At 34.3% G+C, this 15,155-nt stretch carries 13 protein-coding genes; 5 read left to right on the plus strand and 8 right to left on the minus strand.

Translation table 11 applies throughout. From position 1 onward, the window contains the following. Window positions 1-8: 8 nt before the first annotated feature. From WFZ86_RS14195 to WFZ86_RS14215, 5 genes are all read right to left on the minus strand, one after another. Window positions 9-569 carry a Pvc16 family protein gene (locus WFZ86_RS14195; protein ID WP_342692539.1) on the minus strand — a complete coding sequence of 187 codons (561 nt, stop codon included), beginning with the start codon at window positions 567-569 and terminating at the stop codon, window positions 9-11. Between the two features lie 505 nt (window positions 570-1,074). Further along, window positions 1,075-1,944 (minus strand): helix-turn-helix transcriptional regulator, encoded by an 870-nt coding sequence (locus WFZ86_RS14200; RefSeq protein ID WP_342692540.1) that lies wholly within the window; start codon window positions 1,942-1,944, stop codon window positions 1,075-1,077. Between the two features lie 400 nt (window positions 1,945-2,344). Beyond that, window positions 2,345-4,174, minus strand: coding sequence for a M56 family metallopeptidase (locus WFZ86_RS14205; RefSeq protein WP_342692541.1), 1,830 nt, complete (start codon window positions 4,172-4,174; stop codon window positions 2,345-2,347). A 5-nt stretch (window positions 4,175-4,179) separates the two neighbouring features. Beyond that, on the minus strand, window positions 4,180-4,536 hold the full coding sequence (locus tag WFZ86_RS14210; protein WP_024982158.1) for a BlaI/MecI/CopY family transcriptional regulator: 357 nt from the start codon (window positions 4,534-4,536) through the stop codon (window positions 4,180-4,182). Window positions 4,537-4,670: 134 nt separating this feature from the next. Continuing rightward, window positions 4,671-5,888, minus strand: coding sequence for an MFS transporter (locus tag WFZ86_RS14215; RefSeq protein ID WP_315144071.1), 1,218 nt, complete (start codon window positions 5,886-5,888; stop codon window positions 4,671-4,673). Window positions 5,889-5,981: 93 nt separating this feature from the next. On the opposite strand from WFZ86_RS14215, the gene WFZ86_RS14220 reads away from it, so the two are divergent. The 5 genes from WFZ86_RS14220 to WFZ86_RS14240 all read left to right on the plus strand — a co-directional run bounded on the left by WFZ86_RS14220 (window position 5,982) and on the right by WFZ86_RS14240 (window position 10,124). Further along, the gene (locus tag WFZ86_RS14220; RefSeq protein ID WP_342692542.1) at window positions 5,982-6,584 is read left to right on the plus strand and encodes a DUF1684 domain-containing protein; all 603 of its coding nucleotides are present in this window, start codon (window positions 5,982-5,984) and stop codon (window positions 6,582-6,584) included. Then, window positions 6,585-7,241: a TatD family hydrolase gene (locus WFZ86_RS14225; protein ID WP_342692543.1), complete on the plus strand. Its 657-nt coding sequence runs from the start codon at window positions 6,585-6,587 to the stop codon at window positions 7,239-7,241. 509 nt (window positions 7,242-7,750) lie between these two features. Further along, window positions 7,751-8,464, plus strand: coding sequence for a tRNA threonylcarbamoyladenosine dehydratase (locus WFZ86_RS14230; RefSeq protein ID WP_342692544.1), 714 nt, complete (start codon window positions 7,751-7,753; stop codon window positions 8,462-8,464). A gap of 90 nt (window positions 8,465-8,554) precedes the next feature. Beyond that, window positions 8,555-9,214 (plus strand): HAD family hydrolase, encoded by a 660-nt coding sequence (locus WFZ86_RS14235; RefSeq protein WP_342692545.1) that lies wholly within the window; start codon window positions 8,555-8,557, stop codon window positions 9,212-9,214. Window positions 9,215-9,278: 64 nt separating this feature from the next. Beyond that, the gene (locus tag WFZ86_RS14240) at window positions 9,279-10,124 is read left to right on the plus strand and encodes a DUF2911 domain-containing protein (RefSeq protein ID WP_342692546.1); all 846 of its coding nucleotides are present in this window, start codon (window positions 9,279-9,281) and stop codon (window positions 10,122-10,124) included. An 85-nt stretch (window positions 10,125-10,209) separates the two neighbouring features. On the opposite strand, the gene WFZ86_RS14245 is transcribed toward WFZ86_RS14240, so the two are convergent. From WFZ86_RS14245 to WFZ86_RS14255, 3 genes are all read right to left on the minus strand, one after another. Next, complete coding sequence (locus WFZ86_RS14245) at window positions 10,210-10,611, minus strand: putative quinol monooxygenase (protein WP_342692547.1); 402 nt, start codon at window positions 10,609-10,611, stop codon at window positions 10,210-10,212. 56 nt (window positions 10,612-10,667) lie between these two features. Next, window positions 10,668-12,395, minus strand: a complete 1,728-nt coding sequence (locus tag WFZ86_RS14250; protein ID WP_315144091.1) for a sodium:solute symporter family protein — start codon at window positions 12,393-12,395, stop codon at window positions 10,668-10,670. 120 nt (window positions 12,396-12,515) lie between these two features. Next, the gene (locus WFZ86_RS14255) at window positions 12,516-15,047 is read right to left on the minus strand and encodes a PIG-L family deacetylase (protein WP_342692548.1); all 2,532 of its coding nucleotides are present in this window, start codon (window positions 15,045-15,047) and stop codon (window positions 12,516-12,518) included. Window positions 15,048-15,155 lie beyond the last annotated feature (108 nt).

The raw sequence follows: 15,155 nt of genomic DNA on the forward strand, positions 1-15,155 counted from the left end.
GTTTAGTATTAATTATTTTCGGTTTTATTGATAGCAGGAGTAAAGCTTTCGTTTTCATAAGATTGAATGGTTATCAAACGTGCTTTATACACTATCGAGGGTTGGTATTTAGCTCCCATTGCTGTCCACAAACTGTGCATTTGATTGTAATTTAACTTTTCAATTTCAAATTCGAGTTTGTTTAAATTCTTTGGTATATTCGAAAAAGCTGTCGCATCCAACACAACATGAGATTGAAAAAATTGAATAACTGCATTCAAAAATTTCAGTGATTCATTGTAATCGTCAAAATTGGATGTTATTAATAAATCTAAATTAAATCGTTGCGAAGGATTTAATTCACCATAATTTCCATTGGGTAATTTTTGATTTCGGACATAAAAAGGTTGTAATGTTTCTTGTTCTATATTGATTAAGGTTACGACTATTTTGTTTTCATTCTTTGTAGGTATTGAACCATTAGAATCTATAATATTGTTTAGAATCACTTTGCTTTCATCCAATTGAAACTTATTCCTGATATATTGATCAAGAACATTAACAGTAAATTGAAGAGATTGCATTAACATAGAGTCTTTTTTATCTTTATTAAATCAAAAAAAAAATTGGTATTGGCTTAATTATTAATAAAGTAAATGTAAACTTGTTCTTTCTATTTGTGAAAAATATAGCATATACGTTTTGTGTACACGTTATAAAAAAGAATAGATTTTTGTAGACAAAATGTAGACAGTTTTTGTTAATGCAAATGGGGGCATAACATTTATTTCATTTTTTATTTTGTTTAAAAAATGAAATATAACCAACACTATTAAAATAGGTTCTTAGGTGCTATTTTTTTTCGGAGATTAAATAAAATCAGGTAATAAAAGCTTTCTTTCAACTTTAATGATTATTAAACCTAGATTCAGTATTAGAAAAAAGTATTATCTCATTAGATTTGCGATTTTTTTTGAAGTTCACTTACTTTAAGAGTGTAATCTCTTTTTTTAGGAAAAAAATGTAGTGAATTTTAGATATACTCTGGATTTTTTCTAAGCTTAATTCAGGATCTATGGTAGTTTTTTTGATAATCTAGGATACTGTTCTTAAATAGGAGATGATGTCTTCATCTTTTTTAAGAGACAATTTTTTCTTTAGACGATATTTATGAGTTCTTACGCTATTTTGATTGATTCCAAGGAGATTGGTAATGTCATTATTGCTCATATTCATTTTTATGTAACAACAATATTTTAGATCCTTTGAACTCAGAGAAGGATGTTTTTGGGCTAATTTTATTAAAAAATTTGGATTTGCTTGTTCAAAGTAAATTTTAAAATCATCCCATATTTTAGTGTCATTTGCAACCGTTTTTATTGAATTTACAATAGAGATTAATTCTTTTCGAGTGGAATCATTGACATTAGGATAAAGAAATGAAATACGGTTTTTTACTTTTTGTAGTACTTCTACTTTTTGATCAAGTTCCATAACATAATGGCTTAATTTTCTAGTATGATTTATGGTGTTGTTTTGTAACGCTGTTTCTGTAAATGTACTCCCTGTGTTACTTTTCACTTCATTTTTTTTTATTTTAAAGAGGGATTTTATTCTGTATTTCAAAAAATTAGCATTATTTATAAGTTTGTATGGATACGAGAAAATAACGCAGTTTTCGGACCAACAGTTGGATTCACATTCGTAGTTTTGAGTTAGACACAAAATAGGGATTTCTATTTTATTTGTATTAAATAGACTATCTTTTATTATGTGTTGATTTCTTCTAAAGCATAAAATTATTAAGTCAGGATTTAATGATTTTACAGTGTTAAATAAATCAATAGCTTTTAAAACGGAAACAGTAGAAAGAGTAAAATCAGAGATGGAAGATATAGTTTGTAATACTTGAGTTAAGATCATAGTATCATCACATCCAATCAAAATTGATTTATTTTCATTCATTTCTTAGAATAGTATTTAATCTTAAATGGTTTGTGCACATTTTCTTCTTTAATTTCTTATCACATCTTATCTTCTTCTTTTATAATTTAAATAAAATAAAAAATGTAAAATGTTTTAACGTAAATTTAGTTTTTAGGTCTATTACTTCTGATTAAAATGTCATTAAAGAGGGTTTTTATGTCATGAGATTAGTTGGTAAATTTTGTGGAATACTTTACTGATCTGGTATATGTGTAATAAACAATGATATTCTATAGCAATTAGATTATAAAATACTTAAGATGTTTTTTCTTTTGTGTTGCTTTTGATTTTTTCGATTTCGATTAATGCAAAAAAAATGAGCCCGATATTTTCGAGCTCATTAATCTAGGACAACCGAATTCTTTAATAGTTTGTTGAGTTATATTTTTTGCTTTTTTAGAGCCTCTACTTTCGCCTTTTCTATTTCTTTTTTTGCTTTTAGAATCTCTTGTTTAGCTTTTTCAATTTCTACTTTTGCTTTTTGCATTTCAATTTTTGATAGCTCTATTTCCTTTCTAGCACGTTCCATATCGGCTTGCATATTTTCTCTTTCACTAAAAGAACGTTCTATATCAGCTTGAGCTCTTTTGATTATTTTGTTCACATTTACCTCAGTTCTTCCATCTTTAGTTGTAATTGCGATTACGCCGTTTTTACCATCGTCTCCATATTTTTCAATAGAGATGTCTCCTTTATAAACATCCATTCTTTCGATTGAATTAGGGTCTAATTTCGAATTTAATTCTTCCATAGTGACATCCACTTTTTTTCCATTGATGTAAACTATTGGTTTTTCACCATTTTTACTTCTGGTTACAATTACCTTTTTTTGGATTTGAACTTTTGGCGCATCTGGCGCATCCGGCGCATCTGGTGCGTCTAGGACATCTTCTACATCAGGAATACTTGGTACATTAGGTGGAGATAAATCATCTTCGTCACCACTAAAAGAAAAAGCAAAGTTAGATTCTTCGTCATCAGATGAATTTAGTACTATTCTTTTATTGATTTTAGCATTTGGTTTGTTTTTGCCTGTGTATAGTCCAATACTAGTTTTTCCATTTTTGTCTGTGCTTTTTGAAAAAGTAATAGGGTCAATTGGTTTGTCTCCACTAAATTGACTTGTTCCTTTTTTTCCTTGATTGTCATCAAATTGTACTTTGATTCCTGTAATTTCTTGATTAGCATTACGCTTAACTTTAGAAACTTTTAGGTTAATGCCGTGCAGGTCTTTTAGTAATTGTGCTTCTTGCTTTAATTTGGCATCAGTAGTGTTTTTATCAATAACCAATATGATATCTTCAGTTGTTGATTTGGATGTTGTGGTGTTTGTTATTGTTTTCTCCTGTGCCAAAACCTTGATTTGGAAAATAAGTACAAAGGCGATTAATGCTGGAAGTATCAGTAAATACTTCCACGAATTCCATTTTTTTGATTGATTTTTGTTTAACATAACGATTCGTTTTTTGATTAATGATTGATAAAAATGATTGGTAAGGGCAACACAATTTTCGTGTGTTGTTATTTTTACAAGTGCCATTTGATAGGCCTTTTTGTCGTTAAGTCGTTTAGTAGCCTCGCTATCAGCAATGAACTCAAGGTTTTGTAGTATGGCTCTTTGGTACAGCCAAATAAAAGGATTGAACCAAAATACGATACTAAAAAAGCGAATAATCAAAACATCTATGGTGTGATGCTGTTCGCTATGTACTTTTTCGTGTTCTAAGATACTTTGTAATTCTGATGGCGAATACAAAGAAGAATTGAAAACAATCGTGTTGAAATACGAAAAAGGCGCTATTTTTTCTGGAACATCAATCAATTTGAAGTCGGCTTGTTGTTGTGCTTTTGTTTTATATAACACGCGATTCAAACTCCAATAATCCATTCCGAATTTGATAAAAAACAAAGCAGAACCTACTAAATAAATTACAATGGCGGTCAAATACCAATTTATTTCAAAGGTTTCCTCAGGCGCAACTTCCTTCAGTGGCAGTTCAGAAATAGGAAAAGTGAGTGGAGTAGGGGTTACCCAAACGATTTTGGTAATGTAAAATAACGGAAGCACCACAGCTGTTCCTAATCCAGCGAGTAAGAAAAAGCGATTGGCTGTAAAGAAAGTTTCTTTTCGTAACAAGAAATAGTAAGCCAAATAAAATAAGGCAATCAAACCGCTTGCTTTTAGTAAGTAGATATAGATGGTTTCCATAACGCTTATTTTTGTTCAATCATCGCTAATATTTCTCGTAACTCTTCAGCAGATATTTTTTCTTCTTTCGCAAATTGCGATACCATATTCTTGTAGGAACTGCCAAAAAATGTTTCTATGGCATTCGACATAAATTTCTTGCGATAGTCTTCAATCTTAACGACAGGGAAATATTGATGCGTATTTCCAAAAGCGTTGTGCGATACATATCCTTTCTCTTCTAGATTTCTGACAATGGTAGAAAGGGTGTTGTAGTGGGGTTGTTCTTCTGTGATTTCTGCTTGAATTTCTTTTACAAAAGCTTTTTTTAGCTTCCATAAAATGTGCATAATTTCTTCTTCCTTGTTGGTTAATTTTTGCATCTTGATTAGGTTTGATGTATTGACAAAACAAACCTACAACTATTTTTGTAGTTGACAAACTAAAAATATAGTTATTTAACTAAATTTTAAGTTAGTTGAAATTTTACTATCTCAAAATGCAGTAAAATAGGGAGTTATTGGTTTTCTTTTTTAACCAATCGCATCACCCAAACACAACCAAAAATGGATACCGCACCCAAGAAAGCCATAAAAACCCAATTGTTTTGGTAGCCAAATCGACTGATAATATCCATTCCAGTTTTGGAACTAACGATATGAGCCAAACTAAAACTCATCGTAAAAAGTGCCATATAACGCCCTTCGTGTCCCTTGGGAGCTCGGCTCAAAGCAAAAGAATTCGAAAAAGGAAAAATGAACATTTCTCCAAAAGTGATAAACAGTAAACTAATCACTAAAAAGCCCACCCAAAAATTGAACAACAATGCTAGGAAACTAATTGACATACAAACGCAACCCCAAAGAATGATTTTGAGTTTGTTCACGTTTTTTCGTTGTGACGCACTTACAATAGGCATTTCGAGGAAAAAGATAATCAATCCATTCAACGACAATAGCAATCCACTTTGAAATTCAGTTAAGCCAAACTGTTCTTTATGGTACAAAGGCAAAGTTGTAAATAGTTGAAAAAATAATACCGCCGTAATGAAACAAACAAACAAGAAAATCCAAAAAACCGTGTCTTTAAACACAGATATTCTTGTAGCATTGATTTCTTTCAGTTTTTCTTTGTCGATAGTGCTTTTCTTTTCCTTTACCAAAAGGGCAAAAATTAAAATAGAAACAATACAAGAAGTTCCATCTACCCAAAACAAACCTTGATAGCCCATCCCCATAATGATTAAACCGCCCAGCGCTGGCCCAGCTGCAAAACCGAGATTTACGGCCAATCGCACTAATGTCAAGGCTCTAGTTCTATTTTCTGGTTTAGCATAAGTACCTAATGAAACAAACATCGCGGGTCGAAACATATCGGCTATGGACATAATAAAAAACATACTGAAGCACAATCCCCAAAAGGAAGTGACATATTGAACGAAGAAAAACAACACTCCAGTAGTGAATAAACTGAAAATCATTATTTTGTAAAAACCAATTTTGTCGGATAGTTTACCACCTAACCAAGAACCGAGCATAGAGCCTAAACCAAAACATACCATTATCCAACCGACTTGCCCAAACGAGAAACCAAGGTCTTCTTTCAAGTATTTGGACAAAAAAGGCAACACCATCGTTCCAGCTCGATTGATAAAAGTCATTAAAGTAAGTATCCAAATTTCTCTCGAAAAGCCTCGGTAATTGTCAAAATAGCGTTGAATGGCAGTGGTCAGCATCTTTTTTTTCGTTTTGCCAAAGGTAGTAACTTTGTTTGGAAGCACTTTGCTGACTGCTAACTTTAAGTTATTTTTGCCAAAAACGACTCAAAGATGAAAAAAGCACTGCTTGTATTGATGATTATTTGCTCAAATTGGACTTTCGGACAAGCTCAAAAAGGTAGCGAAGCCGTAGAAAAATTTCAAAAAGAACTCAATGCAGAATATGCTTCGGCTGAAAAAAGTCCTTTGCTCAAAGAAGATTTAGCCGTTTTCAAAAGCTTGGATTTTTTTCCTTACAATCCCAACTTGCAAATTGAAGCTCGTTTTGTTCGTACACCTAATGAGAAGGTGTTCGAAATGAAAACCTCTACGACAAGAAAACCCTTGTATATTAAATTTGGAGAAGCCCATTTCAAAGTCGACGGAAAGGATTTAGTGCTCAATATTTATCAAAACATCGAACTTTCTAAAAAGAAAGAATATGTAGACTACTTGTTTTTACCTTTTTCTGACCTGACTTGCGGTAAAGAAAGTTACATCGGCGGACGCTACATCGATTTGAAAATCCCAACAACTGAAACCATTTTTATTGATTTCAATACGGCTTACAATCCATATTGTGCCTATAATCACAAATATTCTTGTCCCATAGTGCCGCTTGAAAATGATTTGCCAGTAGCCATAAATGCGGGAGTAAAAAAGTTTCACGACTAAATGAAGTATTTCAATTTACATACGCACAAAGCCACCCAAAATCCCAACCGAATCGAGTTGGTCAATCAGTATCCTAATGAGTTCGAGAACTCTTTTCCCTATTATTCCATAGGCATTCATCCTTGGTATATTTCTGAGGAGCGGGTAGCAAACGATTTAGAAATCATCGAGCAACAACTCCAAGACCCCAATTGTTTGGCCTTGGGCGAGTGCGGTTTAGACAAACGAATTGCTATTCCGTTAGAGGTGCAACAAGCCGTTTTTGAGCAACAATTGCATCTGGCGCAAAAGTACAACAAACCCGTGGTGATTCATTGTGTGGCGGCTTACCAAGAAGTAATTGCTTGTAGTAAAAAGCTAAAAATCAGCGTTCCGCTACTCATTCACGGATTCTCAAAGAACGAAACCGTTGCACAATCGTTACTCAACAACGGATTTTATCTGTCTTTTGGGAAGTATTTGATTCAAAATCCAGCCTTGGCAATCGTTTTTCAAAACGTTCCAAACCATCAGTTCTTTCTAGAAACCGATACCATCGAAAACGGAATCGAAGAAGTCTACGCATTGGCCGCCCAATACAAAAACACAACCGTTGAAACCATACAGCAACAAATCAACGCAAACATAAAGCGAGTTTTTGGACTACAGCTCGATTGATTTTAGAGTAAAATGAATTTTTAGGAGCAGAAAAAATAGGCATTTTAGCCAGCAAAGTCCCGTTATCCGCTATATCTTTGCTTTTTTAAAGAAAAAAAGCAAAGGATGCCGCTCCTACCGGGGCTAGAAGGGAAGATTGGATTTTTAAATAAAGAAAAATGATAGACAATTAAATAGTTGAATTTCAAATGTTTTTATTTCCTGCAAGGTTTTCAAAACCTTGTAGGTATGTTTCTTGGATTCAAATACCTACAAGGTCAGAAAAAAGACCTTGCAGGAGAATAGCATTTTATACTTCTTGCAAGGTTTTCACAACATTGTAGGTATATTTCTTGGATTCAAATACCTACAAGGTCAGAAAAGACCTTGCAGGAGAATAGCATTTTTTACTTCCTGCAAGGTTTTCAAAACCTTGTAGGTATGTTTCATAAATTTAGATAAATACTAGGTCATAAAAAGACTTTGTAGGAAAACGATAAATAAACAAAGAATAACTTTAAACAAAGAATATGGCAGAGTGGACAGAAAGAGCCGAGCTTTTATTTAAAGCCGAAGGATTACAAAAATTACAAAATGCCAATGTACTAGTTGTAGGACTAGGAGGAGTAGGCTCGTTTGCCGCGGAGTTTTTGGCAAGAGCAGGCGTAGGGAATATGACAATTGTCGATGGAGACGTGGTAGACATTACCAATATCAATCGTCAATTACCAGCCTTACATTCCACTGTAGGGCAACCCAAAGTTACAGTGGTTGGCGACCGATTGATGGACATCAATCCTGCACTTAACCTTACCCGAGTACAAGAATTTTTATCTCCAGAACGCGCTTTAGCAATAGTGACTAAGGACTATGATTATGTATTGGACTGCATTGATAGCGTAACTCCAAAATTGAATTTAATTTTATCTGCAAAAAGAAACAGAGTCAAAATCATCAGTAGTATGGGAGCAGGAGGGAAAATGTTGGCTTCAAAAGTAAAAGTCACAGACATTTCCAAAACAATGAATTGTTACTTTTCAAAAACCATAAGACGTCGCCTAAAAGAATTAAAAATCAACAAATTGAAAGTAGTTTTTTCTTCCGAAATTCAAGACCCAAATAGCTTACGAATGACTGATGGTTCTAATTTCAAGAAATCTTTTTACGGAACTAACAGTTATATGCCCGGTCTTTTTGGTTTGCACGCAGCCGAGACTGTCATTCGTCATTTACTGAAGAATTAGTCCTTAGTATCTAATGATTAGTAATTAGTTCAATACAAACAAAGCGACTCAGAAACTTAGCTTCTTAGCTACTTAGCAACATAAAAAAATATGATACAAACTGTTATTTTTGATATGGATGGGGTAATTGTAGACACAGAACCTGTTCATCGTTATGCCTATTATCAATTATTTGACGAATTAAATATTACTGTTCCCGAGGAAATGTATACTTCTTTTACTGGTTTTTCCACCCGTAATACCTTTCAGCATTTGAAAAGTAATTTTGATTTATCACAAGATGTGGAGGACTTGATTCAGGAAAAACGCAACCGTTTTAATGATGCTTTTGATACCAAAGAAGATTTGACGTTATTAGATGGCGTAGAAAATTTGATTAAAGATTTGCATCAAAACGGAATGCAGTTAATCGTAGCTTCATCAGCTTCAAAAGTCACGATAGATAGGGTGTTTACTCGTTTCAATTTACATCAATATTTCTCTCATATTGTGAGCGGAGAAGACTTTCCACAATCCAAACCGCATCCAGCTATTTTTGAGCACGCGGCTAGTTTATCTACTGCTCCCAAGGAAAATTGTATTGTAATTGAAGACAGTACCAATGGAGTGAAAGCAGCCAATGCCGCTGGAATTTTCTGTGTTGGGTATCAGAGTTTTCATTCCAAAGACCAAAATTTAGCAACCGCTGATTTCATCATTCAAGATTTTAATGAATTGAACGCTGAAACTGTTTCAAAATTTGGTTTTTAAAATTAAATTGTGAAAATATTTGAATCTTATTTGTAAATTTGAGCCACTAACTTAATTAAGACAGATGAAAAAAATTATTATTGCTTTAGCGATTTTTATTGCTAATTTCACGATTGAAGCACAAGTAAAAACACCAGCACCAAGTCCAAAAGCTACTATTATGCAAACGGTTGGTTTAACGGATGTAGAAGTGGTGTATTCAAGACCTGCAGCGAAAGGAAGACCAGTTTTTGGAAACTTAGTTCCTTTTGGAAAATTATGGAGAACTGGGGCAAATGCCAATACTATCATTTCATTTTCAGATGATGTAGTGATTGATGGTAAAACCTTGAAAAAAGGGAAATATGCTTTGTACACTATTCCAAAAATCGAAAGTTGGGAGATTATTTTCTACACGACTACTGATAACTGGGGATTGCCAGAAGAATTCAAAGAAGCTAATGTAGCTTTGAGAACTACTGTAAAAGAAGAAGCTTTACCAAAAGCAGTAGAATCTTTCACTATCGGAATCAATAATCTAGATTTGAATTCAGGACATTTGGATATGGCTTGGGAAAATTCTTCAGTATCAATGAAATTTGAAGTGCCAACTCAAAAAATTGCTACAGCAAGTATTGAAAAAGTATTAGCTGGTCCAACGGCGAATGATTATTTTTCAGCTTCTCAATATTTATTCCAAGCTAATGGAGATATTGCAAAATCAAGAATGTATGTTGACAAAGCTTTAGAATTAAGCACTGAAAAACCATTTTGGTTCTTGCGTTTGAAATCATTGATTCAAGCCAAACAAGGAGACAAAGCTGGTGCTATCGAAACAGCAAAACAATCTCTTGCAGCAGCTGAAGCCGCTAAAAACCAAGATTATGTAAAAATGAACAAAGACAGTATTGCAGAGTGGAGTAAAAAATAACTCGCAATTGTTATCTTATAAAAAAGTCCCGTTCTTATGATAAGAACGGGACTTTTTTTTTGCTTTAAGGGTTGTCTTTAAAAACTCATTTTTTATCTTTTACTGCTGCTGCAATAAGGTCAACATCTACAAGTTCTAAAGATTGTACCATATCTTTTACAGTAGTTTTATATTTTTTAAAGTGAACTGTTTCAATGTGAGATTTATAAGCAATTGTATCAGCATAGATTTCTAATATGGTAATGCTTGTTGGTGTTTTTTTATCAGCAACCGCGTAGTAAGTAAGTACACCAGGTTCAAGTAAAATAGCAGCATTCATTTGCTCTTTTAAAGCTTTGTTATAGGCATTAAGATGGGTTGGATTCACTTTTATTTTTGCAAGCCGAACCATTTGCTTTTTTTCTTGTGCTCTAGTATTTTGAGCCATAGCCAAAAACAGTACGACTAAGCTTATTCCCAATAGTTTCCTTTTTTTGATAGCTCTCATCTGCATAGAATTTGTTTTATAAAAAGTATAGCTTCCAATGACTTTTTATCATTTAGCTATTCGCTCTCAACCGCTATTTCCTTTTTTGGTACTAGCATTTGAATCACAATAGATAGAACAATAGTTAGTAACGCACCAATAAAATTCAACCACAAATACCCTAATTTTTCTTCACCACTCGGATAGATGAAAATAGCAAAATAGTAAATGATAAATATGGTAATTTGACTGATTACTGCACTATAAAACACGGCTTGTGATTGTACTTTTTTGATATAAAAACCAACCAAGAATATCCCTAAAACAGTACCGTAAAATATAGAACCAATGATGTTAACCAACTGTATTAAGTTCTCGAATAAGGTACCAATGCACGCAAATAGAATAGCAATTACTCCCCACATCAAAGTGAAAAATTTAGTAGCATTCAAATAATGAGTCTCTGATTTTTCGGTCTTCAGATTGCGTTTGTAAATATCAATTGCGGTGGTTGAAGCTAAAGCACTCAATCCAGAAGCAGTTGAAGACATAGCCGCCGAAAGAATAACCGCTAATAACAAACCAATTAAACCTTTGGGAAGATAGTTGAGCACAAAATGGAAAAAGACATAATCTTTATCATTCGTTTCGCTATCGGGGTCGGCTTTGGTGATAATGTCTTTGGCGCGGTCGCGTAAGTCTTTTTCTTTGTTTGATAAAGCTACCAATTCCTTTCTCAAAGTGGGATTGTCATAATCCTGATTCAATTGGTCGATGTACAATAAATTGATAACTTTTTTGTCTTCTGACAAAGCATTAAGTTTGTTTTCTAAGGCTTGATATTCCTTTTTGTATTTCGAATTTTCAATCACCGTTTTGTTATTCGGATTGAAGTTAAGCGGGACAGGATTGAATTGAAAAAAGACAAAAACCATAACACCAGTCAATAAGATAAAGAATTGCATCGGTACTTTGAGCAGTCCGTTCATAATCAATCCCATCTGACTTTCTCTAACTGATTTTCCAGACAAATAACGTCCTACTTGCGATTGGTCCGTTCCAAAATAAGCTAAAGCCAAGAAAAAGCCTCCAGTAATTCCACTCCAAAACGTATATTTTTGTTCTGGGTCAAAAGAGAAATCTACAATATTCATTTTGTCATTGGCTCCTGCAATATGCAAGGCACTAGAAAAAGTCATATCGTTGGGTAAATAATGTAAAATCAGGAAAAAAGTACTGAACATTCCCAACATAATGACAAACATCTGTTGTTTCTGTGTCACGTTTACGGCTTTGGTTCCTCCAGAAAAAGTATAAATAATCACCGAAATCCCAATGAAAATGTTCATATAGGTCAAATTCCAACCCAATATAGCCGATAGAATAATAGCAGGTGCATAGATAGTTAATCCTGTACCTAATCCGCGTTGCACTAAGAACAAAACAGCTGCTAAGGAACGTGTTTTTAAATCAAACCTTTTTTCTAAATACTCGTAGGCTGTATAGACTTTGTATTTGTGATAAATAGGAATGAAGGTCGCGCATATTAATACCATTGCGATGGGTAATCCAAAATAGAATTGTACGAAACCCATACCATCGTGATACGCTTGCCCAGGAGTGGATAAAAATGTGATTGCACTGGCTTGAGTTGCCATCACAGAAAGACCAACTACGTGCCAAGGCGTTTCGTTATTACCCAAAATGAAATCTTCAACGTTTTTACTTCCTTTGGTTTTCCATACACCATAAATGACAATGAATAAAAGGGTGGTCAATAAAATAATCCAATCAAATATTTGCATAAGCTAGGCGTATAATTTCATAATGAGACAAAAAATCAATATGTAGACGATATTGGCTACCAATACATAGGTGTAGTCCTTTTTCCAAATTTTTTCTTTCTTGGGTTCCATAGTACGGGGTTAGTTGTTAATTTTTGGAGCAGGCATTTTGGTTTCTGATTTTACAGAAATGGTATTGGCCATCAATTTAAAAGCACCAAGAACGCCTTCAGGTAGTTCTCTAAAAAAGCTTAATCCAGTGTAAATATAGTTGCCTTTTCCGTAAGGTGCTACTAACAAAGCTCCATTTTTTGCAGTTTCGCCTTTGTCATTAGAGGATAAGATAGGAGTGAAGGCAGCATCAAACGTATTAGGATAATATAATCCTTGTTCTTGTTTCCAGCCTTTGAAATCATTGGCTGTAATCTTATTAGGATAATTCAAAATCGGATGATTAGGAGCCAAGAAACGAACTTCAGCGTCTTCTTCCGTTACTCGGTCACGAGAAACTTTTAACGGATAAGGCGCAAGGTTGGTGGTCACTAAATCATCGGTCGTGTTGTACTGAACAATCATTGTTTTTCCTTCTTTTACAAATTCAAACAAAAGCGCTTGTTTATTGGCTAAAGCCTGAACAGTATTGTAAGCTCTAACTCCAGTCATTACCACATCAAACGTAGCCAAACGCTCAGGGGTGATTTCTTCGGGCTTCAAAATGGTTACTCGATAGCCCATTTGCTCTAAGCTTGCAGGAATTTCATCACCGGCGCCCATAATGTAGGCGATTTTTTCATTATTGGTTTTCAAATCTACACGCAAGAACTTAGCCTCGGCATTTTTCAGAATTTGCTGCTTGGTAATATGATTAAAATCAATATTGATTTGGCTTTTGTTCAATTGTTTGTCTCCAATAACCACTACACTTTTGGCCACAATCTCTTGATTATTTTTAGGTGGAGTTATAGTAAAATAGACGGTTTTTTCGCTTCCTTTTTTATCCAAATTTACTTCGATAAAAGCGGGATTTATTTTCCAATCTTTTCCTAAATCCAACTGAACAATTCCTTTTACCGCATCTTTGCCAGCTTTGACTTTCACGCCAACGGTTTTGCTTTTTTCATTGGTAAACAACAAAACTTTTTCAGTAAAGGTTGATGTGGCTTCAGGAACGATATCCAAGAAATTGTACATTTCTCCTTTTACATCATCATTGTATTTGTAAACTACTGTACGTTCAAAGGGAATCTCAATACCTTCAATGCTTACTGTAAACACGACTTTGGCATCTCTTTCTTTTTCGGGTAGTCCAATTTCAGTTGGGTTGCTAACGGTGTACATTCCCACAGTAGCTTCTTCAGCCAACCAATACGGTTGCGTGTACGCTATAGTTTCTGGTAATTGTAAATCAAGGGCAAAGTTGAGTAGTTTGTTAGGTTGTAGAGTTGCATTCTGTACCGTTGTGCTTTGGTTAGGCAATGTGGTCACACTTTTTAAAACCATTGGTACAGCAGAACGATTGATGGCTTCTATCTTTAATTTTAAACTACTTCCAGGCGTCGTTTCTTGGGTTGGGGCAACGGCTTCTAAGTATAATCCAGCGCAGGCTGCAATTATTTTTTTGGTTTCGGCTGCTTTTTGTTTTGACCAATGATTTTCGTCTAACTGCAACATCATTTGGTAGGCTTTGACTAGTTTTGGAATGCTAGCCGCAGGGTTGTTATGATTAAATTCTTTGCTAATCAAATTTAGAAGTTCTCCAATGGCTTTTCCTCCTTTAACACGATTCCAGCTCGTATCAATTCCGTCAAAAAGAGAACCATTAGTTGGGACTCTTTCACCATTTAAAAACTCTAAATATTCCGTTTCTTCACCACGAGTTCCTGTACTTCCAAATCCTTGTGATTGATGGGAACTTCTGCTCAAAGCGGCAATTTCTTGGTTGGATTTCCCGATGTTTGAGTAATAAACCCCAGTTTGCATCGCAATTAGATTGGTTTTGTCTGCGGCATTAAATTTTTCTTGTGAGCCATAAAACCACCAAGAGGTATTAAAGAATTGGCGTTTGGCTTGCCAAGGTTGAACATATTTAAGTTGCTCAGGATAAACTGAAGGATTGTTGGTTAAATTAAAACTTTCCACACTCAACATTGCTGATGCGGTGTGATGTCCGTGAGTCGTTCCTGGAGAACGATGGTCAAAACGGTTAATGATTACATCGGGTTGGAATTTACGAATTGCCCAAACTACATCGGCTAGAACTTTTTCTTTGTCCCAAATGGCCAAAGTTTCGGTAGGATTTTTGGAGAAACCAAAATCATTGGCTCTAGAAAAAAGTTGCTCTCCGCCATCAATTTTTCGTGCTTCGATAAGTTCTTGAGTACGAATAACCCCAAGCAGTTCACGCAGTTGTGCACCAATTAGATTTTGTCCACCATCACCTCGAGTTAGCGACAAATAGGCTGTTCTGGCTTTGGTTTCATTGGCTAAATAGGAAATCAATCGGGTATTTTCATCATCTGGATGAGCCGCTACATAAAGTACGGAACCCAGAAAATTGAGTTTTTGAATTTGGTTATAAATTTCAACCGAATTGGGTTTTGTAGGTTTTTGTGCAAAAGCTAGGGTAGTGGATAGTAATAAAAGGAATGCCGTTTTAACTATTGACTGCTGCATAGAATTTTTTTGTTATTGATACGATTCAAAAATAGTAATTAAGAGTTGGTAATTATTGTTAATTTTTGTTAATGCTGATTATTTATGATTTTATAGGTCGCCTTACTA

This window comes from Flavobacterium polysaccharolyticum (genome assembly GCF_038739875.1).
GTDB lineage: Bacteria > Bacteroidota > Bacteroidia > Flavobacteriales > Flavobacteriaceae > Flavobacterium > Flavobacterium polysaccharolyticum.